Raw genomic sequence first — 20,479 nt, 5'->3', positions numbered from 1 at the left:
GGCTGCGGGCTCGGGCGAGGATGCCGGGGTGGCCCCCCGCGATCCGACGTCCGACAGCGGGCGGCACCGTGCTCCCGTGCGGGCCCCCGTCCGGGTCCCGGCCCCGCCGGAGTCGGACGCCGAGCGCACCACCCCGCTCCCGCCGGTGCCGGACCGGCCGGTCACCTCCTCCGGCGAGCCGGCGCCCCCGGTCGCCCGGAGCACCGTTCCCACCCGCGGGACCACGGCCCCCGAGACGCAGCCGGACGCGGGGCAGGGACGGGAGGAGCACCCCGGACAGGAGCGGGGGCACGGACAGGAGCGGGGGCACGGACAGGAGCGGGGGCACGGACAGGGCCACGGCCACGGGCACGGGCCGGCCGCCCCGGCGGGACGTCGCGTCCGGCTGCTGCTCGCCGGCCTGCTGGTGCCGTGTGCCCTGGCCACCCTCGTCGGGCTGGTGCTGCTGTGGCCGAGCGGGCCGCTGCCCGGCAGCACCCAACCACGCCAGGAGGTCTTCGACGCCGAGGTGGTGGCGGCCCAGGCGGCCGACTGCTCGCCCGGCTCCGGCGACGGCGGGTGCGCGGGCCTGACGCTGCGGATGGACGGCGGCCCGCTGCCCGGGCGCGACCTCGTGCAGATCGTGCCCGTCGAGCCGTCGACGCCGCGGTTCGCCGTCGGCGACCGCGTCCGGGTGGCCTACTCGGGTGGCGCGGCGGCCGACCCCGGCTCCTACCAGGTCGTGGACTTCCAGCGGTCGGCCCCGCTGGTCGCGCTGGCGGTCGCGTTCGCGCTGGCGGTACTGCTGCTGGGCCGGTGGCGCGGGCTCGCCGCGCTGGTCGCACTCGGGATGAGCCTGGTCGTGCTGGTGCTGTTCGTGCTGCCGGCGATCCTGGGCGGGGCGAGCCCCGTCTGGGTGGCGGTGGTCGGCGCCTGCCTGATCATGTTCGTGGTCCTCTACCTCACCCACGGCCTCTCGGCCCGGACCTCGACCGCGGTACTGGGCACCCTGGCCTCCCTGGCGCTGATCGCGGTGCTCAGTGCGGCGTTCTCGGCCCTCGCCCGGCTCACCGGGCTCGACGACACCACCGCCAGCCTCATCGCCACGCTCGGCACTCCCGTCGACGCCCGGGGCCTGCTGCTCGCCGGCATCGTGATCGGCGCGCTCGGCGTGCTCGACGACGTCACGGTCACCCAGACCAGCGCGGTGTGGGAGCTGCGGGCCGCGAATCCCGGCCTGGGCGCCCGCGCCCTGTTCACCGCCGGGATGCGGATCGGGCGCGACCACGTGTCGTCGGCCGTCAACACCCTGGTGCTGGCGTACGCGGGCGCGTCGCTGCCGTTGATGCTGCTGTTCACGGTGGCGGGCCGTGGGCCGGGCGAGGTGCTGACCGCGCAGGACGTGGCGACCGAGATCGTCCGGACGCTGGTCGGCAGCATCGGGCTGGTGGCCTCGGTGCCGGTCACCACCGGTCTCGCCGCGCTGGTCGCGAGCCGGGAGGAGCCCCGTCGGGTGTCCGGTCGGGTGTCCGGTCGCCGGGCGGCCCGCGCCCGCTGACGGCGTCAGCGGCGGCGGGCCAGCAGCGTCGCCTCGCCCCCGCCCTCGCGGTGGTCGAGCGTCGCGAGCTGTGGGAACGCCCCGCCGAGCTCGCCCGCGGGCGCCCGGAAGCGGCCACCCTCGTCGCCCACCTCGGACAGCACGGTGAGCACGAGCAGCCCGCCGGGCGCGAGCGCGGCCGCGAGCGCCGGATAGAGCGCGGGATCCCGGTAGCGCTGGCAGACCACGAGGTCGTAGGGGCCCGCGACAGGGAGCCCGGCGTCGAGGTCGGCCTCGAGGAACCGCACGTCGACCCCCTCCGACGCCGCGAGCGCCCGCGCCGCCACGAGACCGGCCGCCGAGACGTCGACGGCGTCGACCGCGAACCCCCGCTGCGCCAGCCACACCGCCACCGCACCGCGCCCGCAGGCGACGTCGAGCGCCCGCCCGCCGGCGGGGAGCCCGCCGCGGTCGGGGGTCGAGGCACCGCCCGGGAGCAGCTCGAGCCGGCCCCGCAACCCGTCCGGTGGCATCGGCGTACCCGGCCCCACCACGGCGTGCCGGACGTCCCACCGCTCCCGGTCCGCCTCGCTCACCCCCACCCCCCGCTGAGCGAACGGCGCTCTCGCTCACACCTGGTGAGCGAGAGCGTCGTTCGTGCGTGCATCAGGCGAGCTTCGCCGCCAGCTCCGCGACGACGGAGTCGAGCGGCACCGAACGCTGGTCGCCGGAGGCGAGGTCCTTCACCCCGACCGTGCCGGCCTCGAGGTCCCGCTCCCCCAGCACCAGCGCGTACCTCGCGCCCGACCGGTCCGCCGACTTCATCGCACCCTTCAGCCCGCGCCCGCCGTAGGCCAGGTCCACCCGGATCCCGGCGCGGCGCAGCTCGGCCGCGATCACGACGAGGCGGCGCTTGGCGGCGTCGCCCAGTGGCACGCCGAACACCTCGGCCCGGGCCTCCGACCAGGGCTGCACGCCCTCGGCGCGGCAGGCCAGCAGCGTGCGGTCCACGCCGATGCCGAACCCGACGCCGGACAGCGGCTGCCCGCCCAGGGTCTCCATCAGGCCGTCGTACCGCCCGCCGCCGCCGATCCCGGACTGGGCGCCGAGGCCGTCGTGCACGAACTCGAAGGTCGTCTTGGTGTAGTAGTCCAGCCCGCGCACCATCCGCGGGTTGATGGTGTAGGCCACGCCGAGGTCGTCGAGGTGGGCCAGCACGGTGGCGTGGTGCTCGGCCGAGGCCGCCGACAGGTGGTCGAGCAGCAGCGGCGCGTCCTCGAGCTGCCGGCGCACCTCGGGTCGCTTGTCGTCGAGCACCCGCAGCGGGTTGATCCGCGCCCGGGCGCGCGTCGGCTCGTCGAGGTCCAGCCCGGCCAGGAACTCCTGCAGCCGCTCGCGGTAGGCCGGCCGGCACTCCGCGTCGCCCAGCGAGGTCAGCTCCAGCCGGTACCCGGTGAGCCCGAGCGCCCTGAACCCCTCGTCGGCGACGGCGATGACCTCGGCGTCGAGCGCCGGGTCGTCCACCCCGATGGCCTCCACGCCGACCTGCTGCAGCTGCCGGTAGCGACCTGCCTGCGGCCGCTCGTAGCGGAAGAACGGGCCGGCGTAGCGCAGCTTCACCGGCAGTCCGGCGCGGTCGAGGTTGTGCTCGATCACCGAACGGACCACCCCCGCGGTGCCCTCCGGCCGCAGCGTGACGGACCGGTCGCCCCGGTCGGCGAACGTGTACATCTCCTTGCTGACCACATCCGTCGACTCGCCGACCCCGCGCGCGAACAGCCCGGTGTCCTCGAAGATCGGCAGCTCGACGTACCCGTACCCGGCGCGCTCGGCCGCGGCCGAGAGCGTGTCCCGGACGTGCACGAAACCGGCGGATTCCGGCGGATAGTACTCCGGGATGCCCTTGGGTGCCGCGAAGGCGGTGGCGCGCCGGACACCCTCCTGCACCGCGCTCACAGCCAGCGCCCCGGGGCCGGCGTGGCGGCGGAACCCGCGTCGGGACCGCCGGTGGTCTCACCGAGGCCCTGCAGGAACGGGTTGGCCACCCGCTCCCGGCCCACCGTCGTCGTCGGGCCGTGACCGGGGAGGACGACGCCGGAGTCCGGCCGGCCGAGCAGCCGGACGCGGATGCTCTCCAGCAACTGGCGGTGTGAGCCACCGGGCAGGTCCGTCCGCCCGATCGAGCCCGCGAAGAGCGTGTCGCCCGCGAGGATCACCTCGGTCCCGTCCTCCGTCTCCGTCGTGAACACCACCGATCCCGGGGTGTGGCCGGGGGTGTGGTCGACCCGCAGCCGCATCCCGGCGAGCTCCAGGTCGCTGCGGTCGGTCAGCGTGCGCACCTCACGCGGCTCCTTCAGCTCCAGCCGGCCGCCGAAGAACGCCGCGGACTCCGACGAGATGCCCTTCATCGGGTCGGCGAGCAGCTCCCGGTCGTCCGGATGGATCCACGCCGGGATGTCCGAGCCCTCGCACACCGGCTGCACGCTGAAGGTGTGGTCGAAGTGGCCATGGGTCAGCAACACCGCGACCGGGGTCAGCCGGTGCTCGGCGAGCACGGCCTCCAGCGGTTCGACGGCGTCCTGCCCGGGATCGACGACCACGCACGCCTCGCCCGCCTCCCGGGCGACGACGTAGCAGTTGGTCTGGAACGCTCCGGCGGGGAATCCTGCGACGAGCACCCGACCAGCCTAGACGTGCCTGCACACGGACCTCTCAGGAACGGTCGATACCCTGCCCCGCGATCGATTCGACCGGGAGGACGACGCACACCGTGGCCACGAACCAGATGCGGCGGGAGGCGGCCAAGCGCAAGCTGGCCCATCAGCAGGCGCGGCGGGCCGATCGGGCCCGCCGACAGAAGCGGGTCGCCGTGATCAGCTCCGCCGCGGCCGTGGTGGTCGTGGTCGTCGCGGTGGTGCTGCTCACGACCGCCCCGTGGAAGTCCGACCCGGCCCAGCCGGCCGCGCAGGCCGCCGCCCCGCCCGGCACCGTGAACTGCGAGTATCCGGCCGACGGCGCCGCCGCGAAGCCCGCGGACCCGCCGCCGACGGACGCGATCAGCGCCCAGGGCACCGTCCCGGTCTCCCTGACGACGTCGGCCGGACCGATCGGTCTCACGCTCGACCGCGCACAGGCCCCCTGCACCGTGAACAGCTTCACCTCGTTGGTGAGCCAGGGGTACTTCGACGACACCCCCTGCCACCGGCTCACCACGAGCGAGGGGCTGAAGGTGCTGCAGTGCGGCGACCCGAGCGGCCAGGGCACCGGCGGTCCCGGCTACACCATCGCGGACGAGCCACCGACGAACCTGGCCCCGGCCGGCCAGTCCGGCGCCGTGATCTACCCGCGGGGCACGATCGCGATGGCCAAGACCTCGGCCCCCGACTCCGGCGGCAGCCAGTTCTTCCTGGTCTACGCCGACTCGACGCTCCCGCCGGACTACACCGTGTTCGGCACGATCGACGAGGCCGGCCTCGCGACCGTCGACAAGGTCGCCGCGGGCGGCACGGACGACGGCAACGGCCCCGGCGACGGCACGCCGAACACCCCGGTCACCATCCAGACCGCCACGGTCGCGGCCTGACCGCACGGGACGCCGAGGGCCCCGCCGGATCTCCGGCGGGGCCCGTCCGTGTGGTCAGCTCGCGCTGGTGACGCGATAGACGTCGTAGACGCCCTCCACGTTGCGCACGGCGTGCAGCACGTGCCCGAGGTGCTTCGGGTCGCCCATCTCGAAGGAGAAGCGCGAGACGGCCACGCGGTCCCGCGAGGTGGTGACCGAGGCGGAGAGGATGTTGACCTTCTCGTCCGCCAGCACCTTCGTGACGTCGGACAGCAGCCGGTGCCGGTCGAGTGCCTCGACCTGGATCGCCACCAGGAACACCGACGCCGGCGAGACCGACCACGCGACGTCGACGAGCCGCTCGCTGCGGGCCTTCAGGTCGGCGGCGTTGGTGCAGTCCGTGCGGTGCACCGAGACCGCACCGCCGCGGGTGACGAACCCCAGGATCTCGTCGCCGGGGACGGGCGTGCAGCACCGCGCGAGCTTGCAGTAGACGTCGCCCATCTCGACGCCGTCCTCCCCGGTCAGCACCACGCCGGCGTCGCCGGAGGGCCGCCGCACCCGGACGGTCGACGGGGTGGCCCGCTCGGCGAGCTCCTCCTCGGCGTCCTCCATCCCGCCGAGCAGCGCGACCAGCCGCTGCACGACGTGCCGGGCGCTGGCCTGCCCCTCCCCGATCGCGGCGTAGAGCGCCGAGATCTCGGAGTAGTGCATCTCGCGGGACAGGGCGGCCATCGCGTCGGCGGAGACGAGGCGCTGCAGCGGCATGCCCGTGCGCCGGGCCTCCCGCGTGATCGCCTCCTTGCCCTCCTCGATGGCCTCCTCGCGGCGCTCCTTGGCGAACCACTGCTTGATCTTGTTCTTGGCGCGCGGCGACTTGACGAAGCCCAGCCAGTCCCGGCTCGGCCCGGCGCCCTCGGCCTTCGACGTGAAGATCTCGACGACGTCGCCGGACTCCAGCGTGCGCTCCAGCGCGACCAGCCGGCCGTTGACCCGGGAGCCGATGCAGCGGTTGCCGACCTCGGTGTGCACGGCGTAGGCGAAGTCGACGGGTGTGGACCCGACCGGCAGGGTGACGACGTCGCCCTTCGGGGTGAAGACGAAAAGCTCCTTGGCCGCGAGGTCGTAGCGCAGCGACTCCAGGAAGTCCCCGGGGTCCGCGGCCTCGCGCTGCCAGTCGAGCAGCTGCCGCATCCAGGACATCTCGTCGATCTCGACGGTGCCGGCGGCGGCGTTCTGGCCGTGCTGTCCTCGGGACTCCTTGTAGCGCCAGTGCGCGGCGATGCCGTACTCGGCCGTGCGGTGCATCTCGTGCGTGCGGATCTGCACCTCGAGCGGCTTGCCGTCCGGCCCGATGACCGTGGTGTGCAGCGACTGGTACACGCCGAATCGCGGCTGGGCGATGTAGTCCTTGAAGCGCCCGGGCATCGGCTGCCACAGCGCGTGGACCATGCCCATCGCCGCGTAGCAGTCCCGCACCTCGTCGACCAGCACGCGCACGCCGACCAGGTCGTGGATGTCGTCGAACTCGCGGCCCTTGACGATCATCTTGCGGTAGATCGAGTAGTAGTGCTTCGGCCTGCCCTCGACCGTGCCGTTGACCCGGGCCGCCTCCAGCTGCCGCGACACCTCGTCGATGACCTGCTTGAGGTAGGTGTCCCGGGACGGGGCGCGGGTGGCGACGAGCCGCACGATCTCCTCGTACTTCTTCGGGTGCAGGATCGCGAAGGACAGGTCCTCCAGCTCCCACTTGATCGTCGCCATGCCCAGGCGGTGCGCCAGCGGGGCCATGACCTCGAGGGTCTCGCGCGCCTTCTTCGCCTGCTTCTCCGGTGGCAGGAAGCGCATGGTGCGCATGTTGTGCAGCCGGTCCGAGAGTTTGATCACCAGGACCCGGGGGTCGCGGGCCATCGCGACGACCATCTTGCGGATGGTCTCGGCCTCCGCTGCGGTGCCGAACTCGACCTTGTCCAGCTTGGTGACGCCGTCGACGAGGTGGGCGACCTCCTCGCCGAAGTCCGTGCTGAGCCGCTCGAGCGAGTAGTCGGTGTCCTCGACCGTGTCGTGCAGCAGCGCCGCCACCAGCGTGGTGGTGTCCATGCCGAGCTCGGCGAGGATCGTGGCAACGGCCAGCGGGTGGGTGATGTACGGGTCCCCGGACTTGCGCTTCTGCCCGGCGTGCTTCTGCTCCGCGACGTCGTACGCGCGCTGCAGCAGCACCAGGTCGGCCTTGGGGTGCAGCGCCCGGTGCACGCTCGCCAGCGGCTCGAGGACGGGCTTGACGATCGCCACCCGCTGCGGGGTCATCCGCCGGGCGATCCGGGCCCGGACGCGGCGGGTGGCCGAGGGCCGCGCCGGGTCCTGCGCCGGGGACGGGGCGGTGGTCCACGGGCCGCCGGGGCGCACCTCCGCGGGTGCGGGCGCGTTCTGCTGGACGTCCGTCACCGGGCCTGCTCCGCTCCTGTCACCACCTACCGAAGGATAACCCTCCGGTAGCCGTCCGGGATTCCCGCCTCAGTAGGTGAGCAGGGCGTGCACGTCGATGCCGGCGAGCTTCTGCCGACCCTGCAGCGCCGCCAGCTCGACCACGGCGCCGAACCCGGTGATCTCGGCCCCGGCGTCCGTCAGCAACCCGCAGGCCGCGGCCGCGGTGCCGCCGGTGGCCAGCACGTCGTCGACGACGAAGACCCGCGCCCCGGGCTCGACCGTGCCCGCCGGCAGCTCCAGCGTGGCCGTGCCGTACTCGAGCTCGTAGGTCCGCACGCCGGCCACGGCCGGCAGCTTGCCGGCCTTGCGCACCGGGACGACACCGGTGCCCGCCACCAGGGCGACCGCCGCGCCGATCAGGAACCCGCGCGCCTCGACACCGGCGATCAGGTCGGCCGCGCCGGCGGAGGCCGCCAGCTCCGTGGTGAGGATCGCGAAGGCCTCCGCGTCGGCCAGCGCCGGCGTGAGGTCACGGAACAGCACCCCGGGCCCGGGGTAGTCCGGCACCGCGCGGACCAGCTCCCGGACCTTCTCGAGGTCCAGGGCGGACTCGTCCATCGCGTCGTGGGCCGCGCTCACCGGCGCCGCTTCCCGCTCGGCCGGCCGCCGGGCGTCCGGTCCCGGGCCGCGCGGCCCTGACCGGCCTTGCCCTGCGGCCGACCCGGGCGCACCCGGTCCGGGGCGCCGGCCGCCGCGGCCAGCGCCCGCTCGCGGCGCAGCTCCCGGGCGAGGGCCTCGTCGTCGGCGGTGTCGAGGCCCTCGTCGGCGAGGTCACCGGACTGCGCGGCGGCCGCCCGGGCGCGGCGGGCGGCGACCCGCTCGGCCTGCTTGCGGAACCGCGGGTCGCGCATCTTGAGGTCGACCAGGATGGGCGTGGCCAGCAGCAGCGAGGACAGTGAGCCCGCGATGATGCCGACCAGCTGGACCAGCGCCAGATCGGCCAGCGTCCCCACGCCCAGCAGGCCGACGCCGATCACCATCAGCCCGATCACCGGCAGCACGGCGATCAGCGAGGTGTTGATCGAGCGCATCAGCGTCTGGTTGACCGCGAGGTTGGCGACCTCGGGATAGGTGCGCCGGGTCAGGTTGAGCAGCCCGCGGGCGTTCTCCTTGACCTTGTCGAACACCACGACCGTGTCGTAGAGGGAGAAGCCGAGGATCGTCAGCAGGCCGATCACGGTGGCGGGGCTGACCTCGAAGCCGACCAGCGAGTAGATGCCGGCGGTGACCACGACGTCGTGCACCAGCGCCACCAGCGCCGCGACCGCCATCGCCCGCTCGAAGTAGACGGCCAGGAAGATCGTGACCAGGACGAGGAACACCGCGAGGGCGATGAGCGCCTGCCGGGTGATCTCCCCGCCCCAGGTCCCGCTCACCGCGGTGTCGCTGATCACCTGCTCGGACGGCCGGCCGCTCGCGTCGAGCGGCTGGAGCTGTTGGAAGGCGGCGTCCTTGAACGCGGCGATCTGGGCCGGGTCCAACGCCTCCGAGCGCAGCACGACCGTGGCCGAGCCGCCGGTGCCCACCGACTGCGTCGACGCCGGCTCCTCGCCGACCGAGGAGCGGAAGACCTCCTCCACCTGCTCGGCGGTGATGGCGCCGTTCGCGCCCGTCGCCGGCATCTGGAACTGCGAGCCACCCGTGAAGTCGATGCTGAGGTTGAACCCGCGCAGGACGATCGACAGCACGCAGATCAGTACCAGCACGCCGAAGCCGAGGTACCAGGTCGTGCGCCTGCCGACGATGTCGAAGGCGCCGGTGCCCGTGTACAGCCGGCTGAACACGCCGCGCCTGCGCTCGCCGTTCGCCGCCGTGGTCGTTCCGTCGACCATCGCTCAGGCCCCCCTGCTCGTGCCGGACCCGCTGCCGGCGGTCTCCCGCGGTTGCCGCCGCCGTCGTGCCCCGATCTCCGCCACGGCCCCGAGCCCGGAGAACGCCGGGCTGCCGAAGACCTTCGAGTTCGACGCCAGCGCGACCAGGGGGTGCGTGACGAGGAAGACCACGAGCAGGTCGAGGACGGTCGACATGCCGAGGGTGAACGCGAAGCCCTTCACCTGCCCGACGGCGAGGATGTAGAGCACCGCGGCCGCCAGGAAGCTCACGGCGTCGGCGGTGAGGATCGTGCGCCGGGCGCGCACCCAGGCCCGCGGGACCGCCGAGCGGAACGAGCGGCCCTCGCGGACCTCGTCCTTCAGGCGTTCGAAGAAGATCACGAACGAGTCCGCGGTGATGCCGATCGCCACGATGAACCCGGCGATGCCGGCCAGGTCGAGGGTGAACCCGATCCAGCGCCCGAGCAGCACCAGCACGGCGTAGACCACCAGGCCGGAGAGCACCAGCGACAGGATCGTGAGCAGGCCGAGCACGCGGTAGTAGAACAGGCAGTAGACGAACACCAGGGCCAGGCCGACCGCGCCGGCGATCAGGCCGGCCTCCAGTGAGGCGAGCCCGAGCGTGGCCGACACCGTCTGCGCGTCGGACGACTCGAAGGACAGCGGCAGGGAGCCGTACCGGAGGATCCCGGCGAGGTCCTGCGCCTGCTCCTGGTTGAAGTTGCCGCTGACCTGCGTGTTGCCGTAGAGCGCGCCCTGGATCGTCGGGGCGGACACGACCTCGCCGTCGAGCACGAACGCGGCCATCTCGCCGATGTGCTGGGAGGTGTAGTCGCCCCACGCCTGCGCGCCGGCGGACTCGAAGCTCAGGTCGACGACGTAGCCCACGCCCTGCGGGTTCTGGGTGGCCTGCGCCGAGGCGATCTCGGTGCCCTCCACCACGGTGGGCCCGAGGATGTACTTCGCCGTGCCGTCCTGGTCGCAGGTGACCAGGGGCAGCGACGGGTCGTCGTAGCCCTGCAGCGGGTCCGGGGCGGAGCAGTCGAGCGCGAGCAGCGCCTGCTGCTGGACGGCGGGGTCCGTGCTCTGCCGGGTGGCCTTCGCCTCGGCGATCGCGGCGGCCTGGGCCGGGTCCGTGGCGCCGTCGTCCGGTGGCGGGGCGGGCTGCTGGGCGGGCGCGAGGGGAGACGTGTGGGCCACGGGGGCGACGGCGCCGTCGACGACCGGGCCCGCGCCCATGCCCTGCGGTTGGCCGTCGCCGCCCGCAGGTTCGGGGGCGGTGCCGGACGGCGCGGCGCCCCCCGGCGGCTCGGCGCCCCCGGACGGGGTCGCGCCGTCGCCGGCGGGGACCCCGGGGATGTCCTGCGCCGTGGCCGGCGTGGCGGCGATCGGCTGCCCGATCACGGGGCGGATGCGCAGCTGCGCGGTCTGGCCGAGCGAGCGGGCCTGCTCGCCCTCCTCACCGGGCACCGTGATGGTGATGTTGTCGCCGTCGAGCACCACCTCGGCGCCGCTCACGCCGAGCCCGTTCACCCGTTGCTCGATGATCGACTGCGCCTGGACCAGCTGGTCCCGCGGCGGGACCTCGCCCGACTCGGTGCGCGCGGTCAGGGTGACCCGGGTGCCGCCCTGGAGGTCGATGCCCAGCTTCGGGGCGAAGGACCGGTCACCGGTGAAGGCCACCAGCGCGTACAGCACCACGACGATGCCCGCGAAACACGCGAGGTACCGCCAGGGGCGGATCCGCCCCGGGGTCGTTGCCACTCTCTCTTCTCTCCCGGCGTCACGGCCCGGTCACGCGTCGGCGGACGGCCTGTCCAGTCCCGTCCCGCGGCGTGACCGCGGCCCGGTGTTCCCGCACGATGCTGCACCACCCGCCGCACCGGGCGGACGGCGGCCCCGCCTCGGGGCAACGCCCTACTTCTTCTCCTCGGCGGTCGAGTCCGCGGACGCGTCCGAGATCGTGCCGTTGGCGCTCGTCGTCCCGTTCGCGCTGGTGGATCCGCTCGTCGGGAGCTCGGTGGTGGTCGCGGAGCTCGCCGCCGTGGCCCCGCCGGTCTCGTCGGCGTGCTCGGCGTGGGTGTCCTGCGGGAGCTTCTCGCGGACCGCGGCGCGCAGCCAGGTGGTCACGACGCCGTCGGCGATCTCCAGGTCGATCGTGTCCTCGTAGGAGGCGTCGACCACCGTGCCGCGCAGCCCCGAGGTGGTCGTCACGACGTCGCCCTCGGCGAGCGCGCTCTGCATCGCCTGGGTCTGCGCCATCTGACGCTTTTGCTTGCGGCCCGACAGGAAGATCGGGATGAAGAGCAGCAGGATGAGGATCGGGAACAGCAGGCTCAGGTCCATGATGTCGCGTTTCTCCGTTTCTCGGGCACGTCGGACGGCGAGTCTGCCAGTCGGGTCCGACACCCGGTCCATCGACCCGGTTCCGTGACGGGCCCGTGACGTGCGATTTCCCCGCGCGCCCCGCCGGATGCGGCCCCGGTACCGCTCCGCCCCCGATCGAGACCGCGTTCAGAACAGCGCCGGCGGCCCCCCGCCGTCGGACTCCGCCGGCGGCCGCAGGCCGAGATGGCTCCAGGCCGCGGGTGTGGCGACACGGCCGCGCGGCGTCCGGGCCAGCATCCCGGCCCGCACCAGGTAGGGCTCGCAGACCTCCTCGACGGTACCGGGTTCCTCGCCCACCGCCACAGCCAGCGTGGACACACCCACCGGGCCTCCCCCGAACGTCCGTACGAGGGCCCCCAACACGGCCCGGTCGAGGCGGTCGAGACCGAGGTCGTCCACGTCGTAGACCGCGAGCGCGTCCTGCGCGACGGACCGGGTGACGGCGCCGTTCGCGCGGACCTCGGCGAAGTCCCGGACCCGGCGCAGCAGCCGGTTGGCGATGCGGGGCGTGCCGCGGGAGCGGCGGGCGATCTCGGCGGCCCCGTCCGGCTTCAGGTCGACGTCGAGGATCACGGCGGCCCGCGTGAGCACGAGCTCCAGCTCCTCGGGCTCGTAGAACTCCATGTGCGCGGTGAAGCCGAACCGGTCCCGCAGCGGGCCGGTGAGCGCGCCGGCCCGGGTGGTGGCCCCCACCAGCGTGAACGGCGCGATGTCGAGCGGGATGGAGGTGGCGCCCGGGCCCTTGCCGACCACGACGTCGACCCGGAAGTCCTCCATCGCGAGGTACAGCATCTCCTCGGCGGGGCGGGCGATGCGGTGGATCTCGTCGATGAACAGCACGTCGCCGGGCACGAGGTTCGACAGCATGGCCGCCAGGTCCCCCGCGCGCTCCAGCGCGGGTCCGCTGGTCAGCCGGATCGCCGCACCCAGCTCCGCCGCGACGATCATCGACAGGCTCGTCTTGCCGAGCCCGGGTGGGCCGGAGAGCAGGATGTGGTCCGGCGGGTCGCCGCGCCGGCGGGCGCCCTCCAGCACCAGCTCCAGCTGCTCGCGCACCCGGGGCTGCCCGATGAACTCGCTGAGCCGGCGGGGGCGCAGCGAGTTCTCGACGTCGAGGTCCTCGGGGACGGCCTCGGCGTCGACGTCCCGCAGGTCGCCTGGCTCGTACTCGGTCACCGGCTCGGTCACCTGCTCCGGCCCAGGCTCGCCAGCGCCGCTCGGAGCAGCTGCGAGGCCTCGGCCTCGGGCTTGTCCGCGAGCACGGCGTCGACCGCCTGCTCGGCGGGCCTGAGGGTGAAGCCGAGGCCGACGAGCGCCTCGACGACCTGGTCGCGGACCGGCGAGGCCCCGTTGCCGGCCGCGGCCGGGACGGCGGCGCCCGCCGTGGTGACCGGCACGGGCGCGACCACGACCTTGTCCCGCAGCTCCACCACGAGCCGCTCGGCGCTCTTCTTGCCGACGCCCGGGATGCGGGTCAGCGTGGCCAGGTCGCCGTCGTGCAGGGCGCGGCGCAGCACCTCCGGCTCCAGCACGGCGATGGTGGCCAGGGCGAGCCGCGGCCCGATCCCACTCACGGTCTGGAGCAGCAGGAACAGCTCGCGCTCGTCCGCGTCGGCGAAGCCGAACAGGGTCAGCGACTCCTCGCGCACGATCAGCGTGGTGGACAGCCGGGCCTCGGTGCCGCGGCGCAGTCCGGCGAGCGTGGCCGGCGTGCAGAACACCGCCAGCCCGACGCCGCCGACCTCGACCACGGCGTGGTCCAGCCCGATCTCCAGCACGGGTCCGCGCACGGACGCGATCACGGCACTCCCCCGCTCCTGCGAACAGTCGTTCGAGGCCGCAGGCTACCCGGACCCTCCGACACCCCCGCCCGCTCCCCCGCCCCTCGGCGTGTCCCGCACACAGTTCCCGCGAGTCGCGCCCCAAGCTCCCGCGAGTCGCGCTGTCAGCTTCCGCAAGTCGCGCCCCGAGGTCCCGCGAGTCGCACCCCCAGCTCCCACAAGTCGCGCTCTGGGCTTCCGCGAGTCGCGCTCTGGGCTTCCGCGAGTCGGGCTCCGGGCTTCCGCGAGTCGGGCTCCGGGCTCCCTCGAGTCGCGCCCCGAGCTCCCGCGAGTCGCGCTCTGGGCTTCCGCGAGTCGCGCTGTCAGCTTCCGCGAGTCGCGCTCTCGGGTGACGGAGTTGCACATCCGATCTCGCGGGACGAGGGTCAGGGGCGGAGACGGGCGGCGGACTGCGCGAGCCGCTGCTTCTCCAGCTGCTTCTGCACCTGCTTCTGGCGTTCCTTCTGCGCCGCCGCGAGGCGGGCCTTGTGTGCCTTCGCGATCTCGGCCGCTCGGCGCTCCGCCTCCGCCATCCGCGTCATCATCGGGCCGCGCCAGCAGTGGCAGATGGCGAGGGCGAGCGCGTCGGCGGCGTCGGCGGGCCGCGGCGCCTCGGACAGCCCGAGCACGCGGGTGACCATGGCGGTGACCTGGGCCTTGTCCGCCCGTCCGGCCCCGGTGACGGCGGCCTTGACCTCGCTCGGGGTGTGGAAGGCGACCGGCAGCCCCGCCCGCGCGGCCACCAGCGCGACGACGCCGCTAGCCTGGGCCGTCCCCATCACGGTGCGCACGTTGTGCTGGCTGAACACCCGCTCGACCGCGACGACGTCGGGCCGGTGCCCCGCGATCCACCGCTCCACCTCGTCGGCGACCACCACGAGCCGCCGGTCCACCGGCAGGTCGACGTCGCTGCGGACGACGCCGACGTCGACGCACGCCACCTGGCGCCCGCCGTCGCCGTCGACCACGCCGAGGCCGCACCGGGTCAGCCCCGGGTCGACTCCGAGCACCCGCACGCGCGCTCCCCTCACCGGTCCGCGCCGCACGCTACCGGCGCGGCGGCCGGCCCCCGTGTGCGGCGCGCCGCCCCGCGGCCGAGACGATCACCACGGGACGGGACTCAGCCCGCGTGCCGCTGGCAGAGGCTGAACCAGTTGCCCGAGTCGTCGACGAACACGGCCTCGATGCCGTACGGCCGCTCGGCGGGCGGCTGCAGGAACTCGACCCCGCGGTCGACGAGCTCGGCGTGGGTGGCGTGGCAGTCGTCCGTCGCCATCACGCCCGTGCCGAGCGCCCCCTTCGCGACGAGTTCGCGGATCTGGCCGGCCGTCGACGGGTCGTGGCCCATCGCCGGGTCGGCGAGGATCAGCTCCTGGTCGGGGCGGCCCGGCGGGCCGACGGTCAGCCAGCGGATCCCGCCCTCGGACTCCGGGCCCATCACGACGTCGGTGCGCACCTCGAAGCCGAGCTTGTCGGTGTAGAAGCTCCTGGCGGAGTCCTGGTCCAGGACCCAGATGGTGGTGTGGGACATGCGGTCGATCACGGCGTTCCCTCCTCGGTGGATCGGTCGTGGGAACGGTAGGACCGCCCGGCGTCCGGCGGCTTCTCCGTACTTGCGGTCTCCGGCGTGCGCGGCGCGGGCGGGCGCGTCCAGCTCATGAGGACGCAGCCGGGGATCGGGGGCGGACCTCCTCGGCGAACGTGCTCGTCCCGGTACGCGGTCGGGCTCAGACCCACCAGCTCGGTGAATCGGCTGCTGAAGGAGCCGAGGCTGGTGAACCCGACGACATGGCAGGTCTCGGTCACGGTGAGGTTCGCCGAGCGCAGCAGGTCCTTGGCTCGCTCGACCCGCCGCCGGGTCAGGTACGTCGCGGGCGTCTCGCCGTAGGCCGCGCGGAAGGCGCGGGCGAAGTGGAAGCGCGAGAATCCCGCGGCCGCGGCCATGGCGTCGAGGTCGAGCGGCTCGGCGTAGTCGCGGTCGATCAGGTCGCGCGCCCGCCGCACGTGCGCGACCGCGGGCCGGGGCGTGCCGCGGGTCATGCCGCCATCGTCCCAGCCCGGGCCCGCCGCGGGCATCATCGAGGCGTGCAGGAGATCGCCGCGCAGGACGCGACCGACGCGTCGGTGGGCATCCCCGTCGAGATCGTCGAGCTGGTCGCCTCGCCCGTGCACGCGTACGAGGGCCGCCCGGGCGACGGACCACGGCCGGATCCCGAGGACCCGCGGCGGGACCGGATCGAGGTCCGGGGCGGGCTCGGCGTCGTCGGCGACCGGTACTTCAACCACGCGGCGCACCGGCGCGCCGCGGTGACCCTGCTGTCGGCGGAGGCGCTCGAGGCCGTCGCGACCGACCTCGGCGTGCCGCGCTTCGACCCCGTCCTGGCGCGGCGGACCGTCGTCCTGCGCGGGGCCGCGGTCGACGCCCTGGCCGGTACCGGAGCCGAGGTCACGCTCGACTCCGGCGAGGGTCCCGTCCGCTTCCGCGCGCACCGCGCGGCACACCCCTGCCGCTGGATGGACGTCGTGCTGGCTCCCGGGGCCTTCACAGCGCTCCGCGGCCGCGGCGGTGTGCGCTGCGAACCCCTGTCCGACGGCGTGCTGCACCGGGGAGCCGCGACGCTCACCGTGCCGGGCGGGCTTGCCGCCGTCGTCGCCCGCCCACGACGCTGAGGTACGTCGAACTGCGTACTACCGCCGCCCGACGACGAGTGTGACGCTCGGCACACATCGACGTCAGGGAGGTTCCGATGCGGGCCGTGCGGCTGCACTCCTACGACAAGCCACCCCAGCTCGACCAGGTGCCCGAACCGGAGGCGACCGGCCCGCACGACGTGGTGGTGCGGATCGTCGGGGCCGGCCTCTGCCGGACCGACCTGCACATCCGCGACGGCTGGTTCGCGCCCGCCGTGCCGACCGACCTCCCGCTCACCCTGGGTCACGAGAACACCGGTGTGGTCGAGGCGGTCGGACCGGAGGTGCGGGCCGTGACGCAGGGCGACACCGTGATCTGCCATCCCCAGCAGAGCTGCGGCACGTGCCCGGCCTGCCGTATCGGTGACGACATGCGCTGCGCGCGCGGCCTGTCCTTCACCGGTCTCACGCGGGCGGGTGGCTTCGCCGACCTGCTGCTCACCACCGACCGCGGCGTGCTCCCGGTGCCCGAGGGCCTCGACCCGGTCGACCTCGCACCGCACGCCGACGCCGGCCTCACCGCCATGCACGTCACCCGCAAGGCGGTGCCGCTGCTCGGGCCCGGGACCACGGTCGCAGTCGTGGGCGCCGGGGGGCTCGGCCACATCGGTATCCAGTGCCTGCGCGTGCTCACCGCAGCCACGATCGTCGCCGTCGACCCCGATCCCGAGGCCCGCGCGCTGGCCACCGAGTCCGGGGCCCATCACGTGCTCGCGGTCGACGGGCGGGAGGTCGACGGCGTCCGCGACCTCACGGACGGGGCCGGAGCCCACGCCGTGGTCGACTTCGTGGGCGAGGGCGACGCCGTCGGGACGGCGCTGGCGATGGTGCGGCCGCGCGGCACGTACTTCGTCGTCGGCTACGGCGGCGAGCTCCGGGTACCGACCTTCGCCCTCGTCCTGCCCGAGATCAGCGTGGTCGGCAACGCGGTCGGGACGTTCGACGACCTCCGTGAGCTCGTCGCGCTCGCGGCGGCCGGCGCGGTCACGGTGCGGACGCGGCGTTACCCGCTCGACGCCTTCGCCGACGCGTTCGCAGACCTCGAGCAGGGCCGGATGCACGGGCGGGGCGTGCTGGTGCCCTGACGACCGGACGCGACTCGCCGAAACCCACACCCCGACTCGCGGGAGCCCACAGCGCGACTCGCCGAAACCGACAGCGCGACTCGCGGTTCAGGTGCCGGCGGGGGCGCGGGCCGCCACCGGGCCGGCGAGGCGGTGCCGGGTCTCGCGACGCGTGCTGGTCGGCCGGGGCCGGCCGCGCACCCGGTCTCCGACCGTGCTGTCCGCTCAGTGCGCCGCGTCGTCCCAGCTGCGCCCGTACCCGACCGACACCTCCAGCGGTACCGACAGCGTCTCCGCGGCGCCCATCTGTCGTCGCACGAGCTCCTCGACCGCCTCGCGCTCGCCCTCGGCGACCTCCAGCACCAGCTCGTCGTGCACCTGGAGCAGGATCCGGCTGCGCAGCGACTCCGCGGCCAGCGCCTCGTGCACGTTGAGCATCGCGACCTTGATGATGTCCGCCGCGCTGCCCTGGATCGGCGCGTTGAGCGCCATCCGCTCGGCCATCTCGCGGCGCTGACGGTTGTCACTGGTCAGGTCGGGCAGGTAGCGGCGGCGGCCGAGCATGGTGGCGGTGAAGCCCTCCTTGCGGGCCACGTCGACCACCGAACGCAGGTAGTCCCGCACCCCGCCGAAGGTCTCGAAATAGTCCTCCATCAGCCCGCGGGCCTCCTCGGTGGAGATCCGCAGCTGCCCGGAGAGGCCGAACGCCGACAGCCCGTAGGCCAGCCCGTAGTTCATCGCCTTGATCTTGGCGCGCTGCTCGGGGGTGACCTCGTCCGGCCCGACGCCGAACACCTTGGACGCGGTCTCGGAGTGGAAGTCGCGGTGCGAGTGGAACGCCTCGATCAGCGCCGCGTCCTCGGACAGGTGCGCCATGATCCGCATCTCGATCTGGCTGTAGTCGGCGGTCATGAGCTCGCCGTAGCCCGCGCCGACCACGAACGTCTCGCGGATCCGGCGCCCGGCCGCGGTGCGGATCGGCACGTTCTGCAGGTTCGGGTCGGTCGACGACAGCCGGCCGGTCGCCGCGATCGTCTGGCTGTAGGTGGTGTGGATCCGCCCGTCGGCGGCGATCGACTTGAGCAGGCCCTCGACGGTGACCCTGAGCCGCATGGCGTCCCGGTGCCGCAGCAGGTGCATCAGGAACGGGTGCTCGGTCTGCTCGTACAGCGTCTGCAGCGCATCCGCGTCCGTGGTGTAGCCGGTCTTGGTGCGCTTGGTCTTCGGCATGTTCAGCTCGTCGAACAGCACGACCTGCAGCTGCTTCGGCGAGCCGAGGTTGATCTCCTTGCCGATGACCTCGTATGCGGCCTGCGCGGCGTCCTTGACCTGGGCCGCGAACTCGGCCTCGAGCGACTCCAGGTGGTCCCTGTCCACGGCGATGCCCGCGGCCTCGAGGTCGGCGAGCACGAACGCCAGCGGCTGCTCCAGCTCGAGCAGCAGCCGGGTCTGCTCCTTCTCGGCCAGCTCGGTGCCCAGCGCGTCGGCCAGCTCGGCCACCGCCGACGCCGCCACCATCTCGGTCTCGGCGTGCTTCGCGTCCGCCTCCTCCTCGCCGCCGAGCAGGGACAGCTGGCCGTCTTCCTCGCCGCCCTCCATCGCGAGCTCCCGGCGCAGGTAGCGCAGCGCCAGGTCGGCGAGGTCGAAACTGCGCTGGCCGGGCCGCGCGAGATAGGCCGCGAGCGCGGTGTCGCTGGTGAGCCCGCCGAGCGTCCAGCCCCGGGCGCGCAGCGCGTGCAGCACCGCCTTGACGTCGTGCGAGGCCTTGGGCACCGAGGGATCGGCGAGCCACTCCCCCAGCGCCGCCTCGTCGTCCGGCTCGAGGTGGCGCACGTCCATGTACCCGGCGACCGGAACGCCCGCCCGGGCGCCGTCGGCCCGGTCCTCCAGCGTCGGCTCGCCGGTGGCCAGCGCGATCCCGGTGAAGTCCCGCTCGGTGATTCCGCCGGCGACGCCGGAGAACGCCACACCGACCCGCCGCCCGTCCCGGGCGTGCTCGGCCAGCCAGCTGCGCACGGTGCCGGGCGCGACGACGCCGCCCTGCACGTCGAAGCCCGACTCGGCCTCCGGCTCGGCGCTCTGCAGCGTGGCGAACAGCCGCTCGCGCAGGACCCGGAACTCCAGCTCGTCGAACAGCCGGTGCACCGCGTCCCGGTCCCAGGGCCGGACCTCCAGCTCGGGGGGCGCGGCGTCGAGCGGCACGTCCCGGACCAGCTCGGTGAGCTGCCGGTTCATCAGGACGTTGGCCAGGTTGGCGCGCAGCGCGTCGCCCGCCTTGCCCTTCACCTCGTCCACCCGGTCGGTGAGCTCGCCGAGCGAGCCGAACTCGCGGACCCACTTGGCCGCCGTCTTCTCCCCCACGCCGGGGATGTTCGGCAGGTTGTCGCTGGGGTCGCCGCGCAGCGCCGCGAAGTCCGGGTACTGGGCCGGGGTGAGCCCGTAGCGCTTGTCGACCTCCGCCGGGTCGATCCGCCCGAGATCGGACACCCCGCGCTTCGGGTACAGCACGGTGACGTGGTCGGTGACCAGCTGGAACGCGTCCCGGTCCCCGGTGGTGATGAGCACCTCGAAGCCCTGCGCCTCGGCCTGCGTGGCCAGGGTGGCGATGATGTCGTCCGCCTCGAACCCCTCGACCGCGAACACCGGGATGTTCAGCGCGCGCAGGACTTCCTTGATGAGATCGACCTGACCCCGGAAGTCGTCCGGCGTGGTGGTGCGGTTCGCCTTGTAGTCGGCGTAGCGCTCCGCGCGGAACGTCTTGCGCGAGACGTCGAACGCCACGGCCAGGTGGGTCGGCTGCTCGTCGCGCAGCTGGTTGATGAGCATCGACGTGAAGCCGTAGACGGCGTTCGTGGTCTGCCCGGTGCCGGTGCGGAAGTTCTCCGCGGGCAGGGCGAAGAACGCCCGGTACGCGAGGGAGTGACCGTCGAGCAGCAGCAGGCGCCTGCCCTCGGGGGCGGCGGTCCTCCCGGCGCTCGCGGCGGACTTCCCGGCGGCCGGTGTGGCGGGTGACTTCGTGGCGGGGCTCATCGGGGGCGAGTCTAGGACCGGGCACCGACGGTTCCCGGCCTGCCTCCGGGCCCACGCAGCCGCGACGACCCGGACGGTCCCGCACCGCT

At 73.9% G+C, this 20,479-nt stretch carries 18 protein-coding genes; 4 read left to right on the top strand and 14 right to left on the bottom strand.

From position 1 onward, the window contains the following. Nucleotides 1–76: 76 nt before the first annotated feature. Nucleotides 77–1,537, top strand: coding sequence for a YibE/F family protein (locus tag ACL02T_RS03510; protein WP_412829165.1), 1,461 nt, complete (start codon nt 77–79; stop codon nt 1,535–1,537). A gap of 5 nt (nt 1,538–1,542) precedes the next feature. On the opposite strand, the gene ACL02T_RS03505 is transcribed toward ACL02T_RS03510, so the two are convergent. From ACL02T_RS03505 to ACL02T_RS03495, 3 genes are all read right to left on the bottom strand, one after another. Further along, nucleotides 1,543–2,112 (bottom strand): class I SAM-dependent methyltransferase, encoded by a 570-nt coding sequence (locus ACL02T_RS03505; protein WP_412829164.1) that lies wholly within the window; start codon nt 2,110–2,112, stop codon nt 1,543–1,545. A gap of 70 nt (nt 2,113–2,182) precedes the next feature. Next, entirely contained in the window at nt 2,183–3,463 is a 1,281-nt protein-coding gene (gene hisS / locus ACL02T_RS03500; RefSeq protein ID WP_412829330.1) for a histidine--tRNA ligase, read from the bottom strand. 5 nt (nt 3,464–3,468) lie between these two features. Next, nucleotides 3,469–4,194 carry an MBL fold metallo-hydrolase gene (locus tag ACL02T_RS03495; protein WP_412829163.1) on the bottom strand — a complete coding sequence of 242 codons (726 nt, stop codon included), beginning with the start codon at nt 4,192–4,194 and terminating at the stop codon, nt 3,469–3,471. A 92-nt stretch (nt 4,195–4,286) separates the two neighbouring features. Between ACL02T_RS03495 and ACL02T_RS03490 the strand changes: the two genes are divergently transcribed. Beyond that, on the top strand, nt 4,287–5,099 hold the full coding sequence (locus ACL02T_RS03490) for a peptidylprolyl isomerase (RefSeq protein ID WP_412829162.1): 813 nt from the start codon (nt 4,287–4,289) through the stop codon (nt 5,097–5,099). Between the two features lie 54 nt (nt 5,100–5,153). Here the strand turns inward: ACL02T_RS03490 and ACL02T_RS03485 are convergent, their stop codons facing one another. The 10 genes from ACL02T_RS03485 to ACL02T_RS03440 all read right to left on the bottom strand — a co-directional run bounded on the left by ACL02T_RS03485 (nt 5,154) and on the right by ACL02T_RS03440 (nt 15,645). Then, a complete protein-coding gene (locus ACL02T_RS03485) occupies nt 5,154–7,484 on the bottom strand; it encodes a RelA/SpoT family protein (protein WP_412829329.1) in 2,331 nt (776 codons plus the stop codon). Between the two features lie 108 nt (nt 7,485–7,592). Then, entirely contained in the window at nt 7,593–8,108 is a 516-nt protein-coding gene (locus tag ACL02T_RS03480; RefSeq protein WP_412829328.1) for an adenine phosphoribosyltransferase, read from the bottom strand. A 32-nt stretch (nt 8,109–8,140) separates the two neighbouring features. After that, nucleotides 8,141–9,397, bottom strand: coding sequence for a protein translocase subunit SecF (gene secF / locus ACL02T_RS03475; RefSeq protein ID WP_412829161.1), 1,257 nt, complete (start codon nt 9,395–9,397; stop codon nt 8,141–8,143). Nucleotides 9,398–9,400: 3 nt separating this feature from the next. Continuing rightward, entirely contained in the window at nt 9,401–11,161 is a 1,761-nt protein-coding gene (gene secD / locus ACL02T_RS03470; RefSeq protein ID WP_412829160.1) for a protein translocase subunit SecD, read from the bottom strand. Nucleotides 11,162–11,314: 153 nt separating this feature from the next. Continuing rightward, nucleotides 11,315–11,743 carry a preprotein translocase subunit YajC gene (gene yajC, locus ACL02T_RS03465; RefSeq protein ID WP_412829159.1) on the bottom strand — a complete coding sequence of 143 codons (429 nt, stop codon included), beginning with the start codon at nt 11,741–11,743 and terminating at the stop codon, nt 11,315–11,317. 168 nt (nt 11,744–11,911) lie between these two features. Next, nucleotides 11,912–12,961 (bottom strand): Holliday junction branch migration DNA helicase RuvB, encoded by a 1,050-nt coding sequence (gene ruvB, locus ACL02T_RS03460; RefSeq protein ID WP_412829158.1) that lies wholly within the window; start codon nt 12,959–12,961, stop codon nt 11,912–11,914. A gap of 8 nt (nt 12,962–12,969) precedes the next feature. Further along, the gene (gene ruvA, locus ACL02T_RS03455; RefSeq protein WP_412829157.1) at nt 12,970–13,587 is read right to left on the bottom strand and encodes a Holliday junction branch migration protein RuvA; all 618 of its coding nucleotides are present in this window, start codon (nt 13,585–13,587) and stop codon (nt 12,970–12,972) included. Nucleotides 13,588–13,991: 404 nt separating this feature from the next. Further along, nucleotides 13,992–14,621 carry a crossover junction endodeoxyribonuclease RuvC gene (gene ruvC, locus ACL02T_RS03450; protein WP_412829156.1) on the bottom strand — a complete coding sequence of 210 codons (630 nt, stop codon included), beginning with the start codon at nt 14,619–14,621 and terminating at the stop codon, nt 13,992–13,994. Between the two features lie 104 nt (nt 14,622–14,725). Then, complete coding sequence (locus ACL02T_RS03445) at nt 14,726–15,148, bottom strand: VOC family protein (protein ID WP_412829155.1); 423 nt, start codon at nt 15,146–15,148, stop codon at nt 14,726–14,728. Further along, nucleotides 15,145–15,645 carry a helix-turn-helix transcriptional regulator gene (locus ACL02T_RS03440; protein WP_412829154.1) on the bottom strand — a complete coding sequence of 167 codons (501 nt, stop codon included), beginning with the start codon at nt 15,643–15,645 and terminating at the stop codon, nt 15,145–15,147. The genes ACL02T_RS03445 and ACL02T_RS03440 overlap by 4 nt, the downstream gene beginning before the upstream one ends. A gap of 45 nt (nt 15,646–15,690) precedes the next feature. Here ACL02T_RS03440 and ACL02T_RS03435 point away from each other — a divergent pair, with 45 nt between their 5' ends. Together ACL02T_RS03435 and ACL02T_RS03430 are read left to right on the top strand one after the other, a co-directional pair. Continuing rightward, nucleotides 15,691–16,275 (top strand): molybdenum cofactor biosysynthesis protein, encoded by a 585-nt coding sequence (locus tag ACL02T_RS03435; protein WP_412829153.1) that lies wholly within the window; start codon nt 15,691–15,693, stop codon nt 16,273–16,275. Nucleotides 16,276–16,352: 77 nt separating this feature from the next. Then, entirely contained in the window at nt 16,353–17,381 is a 1,029-nt protein-coding gene (locus tag ACL02T_RS03430) for an NAD(P)-dependent alcohol dehydrogenase (protein WP_412829152.1), read from the top strand. A gap of 204 nt (nt 17,382–17,585) precedes the next feature. On the opposite strand, the gene polA is transcribed toward ACL02T_RS03430, so the two are convergent. Further along, the gene (gene polA / locus ACL02T_RS03425) at nt 17,586–20,390 is read right to left on the bottom strand and encodes a DNA polymerase I (protein ID WP_412829151.1); all 2,805 of its coding nucleotides are present in this window, start codon (nt 20,388–20,390) and stop codon (nt 17,586–17,588) included. Nucleotides 20,391–20,479: the final 89 nt, after the last annotated feature.

This window comes from Pseudonocardia oceanicola (genome assembly GCF_047200735.1).
In the GTDB taxonomy this organism is placed as follows: Bacteria; Actinomycetota; Actinomycetes; order Mycobacteriales; family Pseudonocardiaceae; genus Pseudonocardia.
This window is presented reverse-complemented; position numbering and strand designations above follow the sequence as displayed.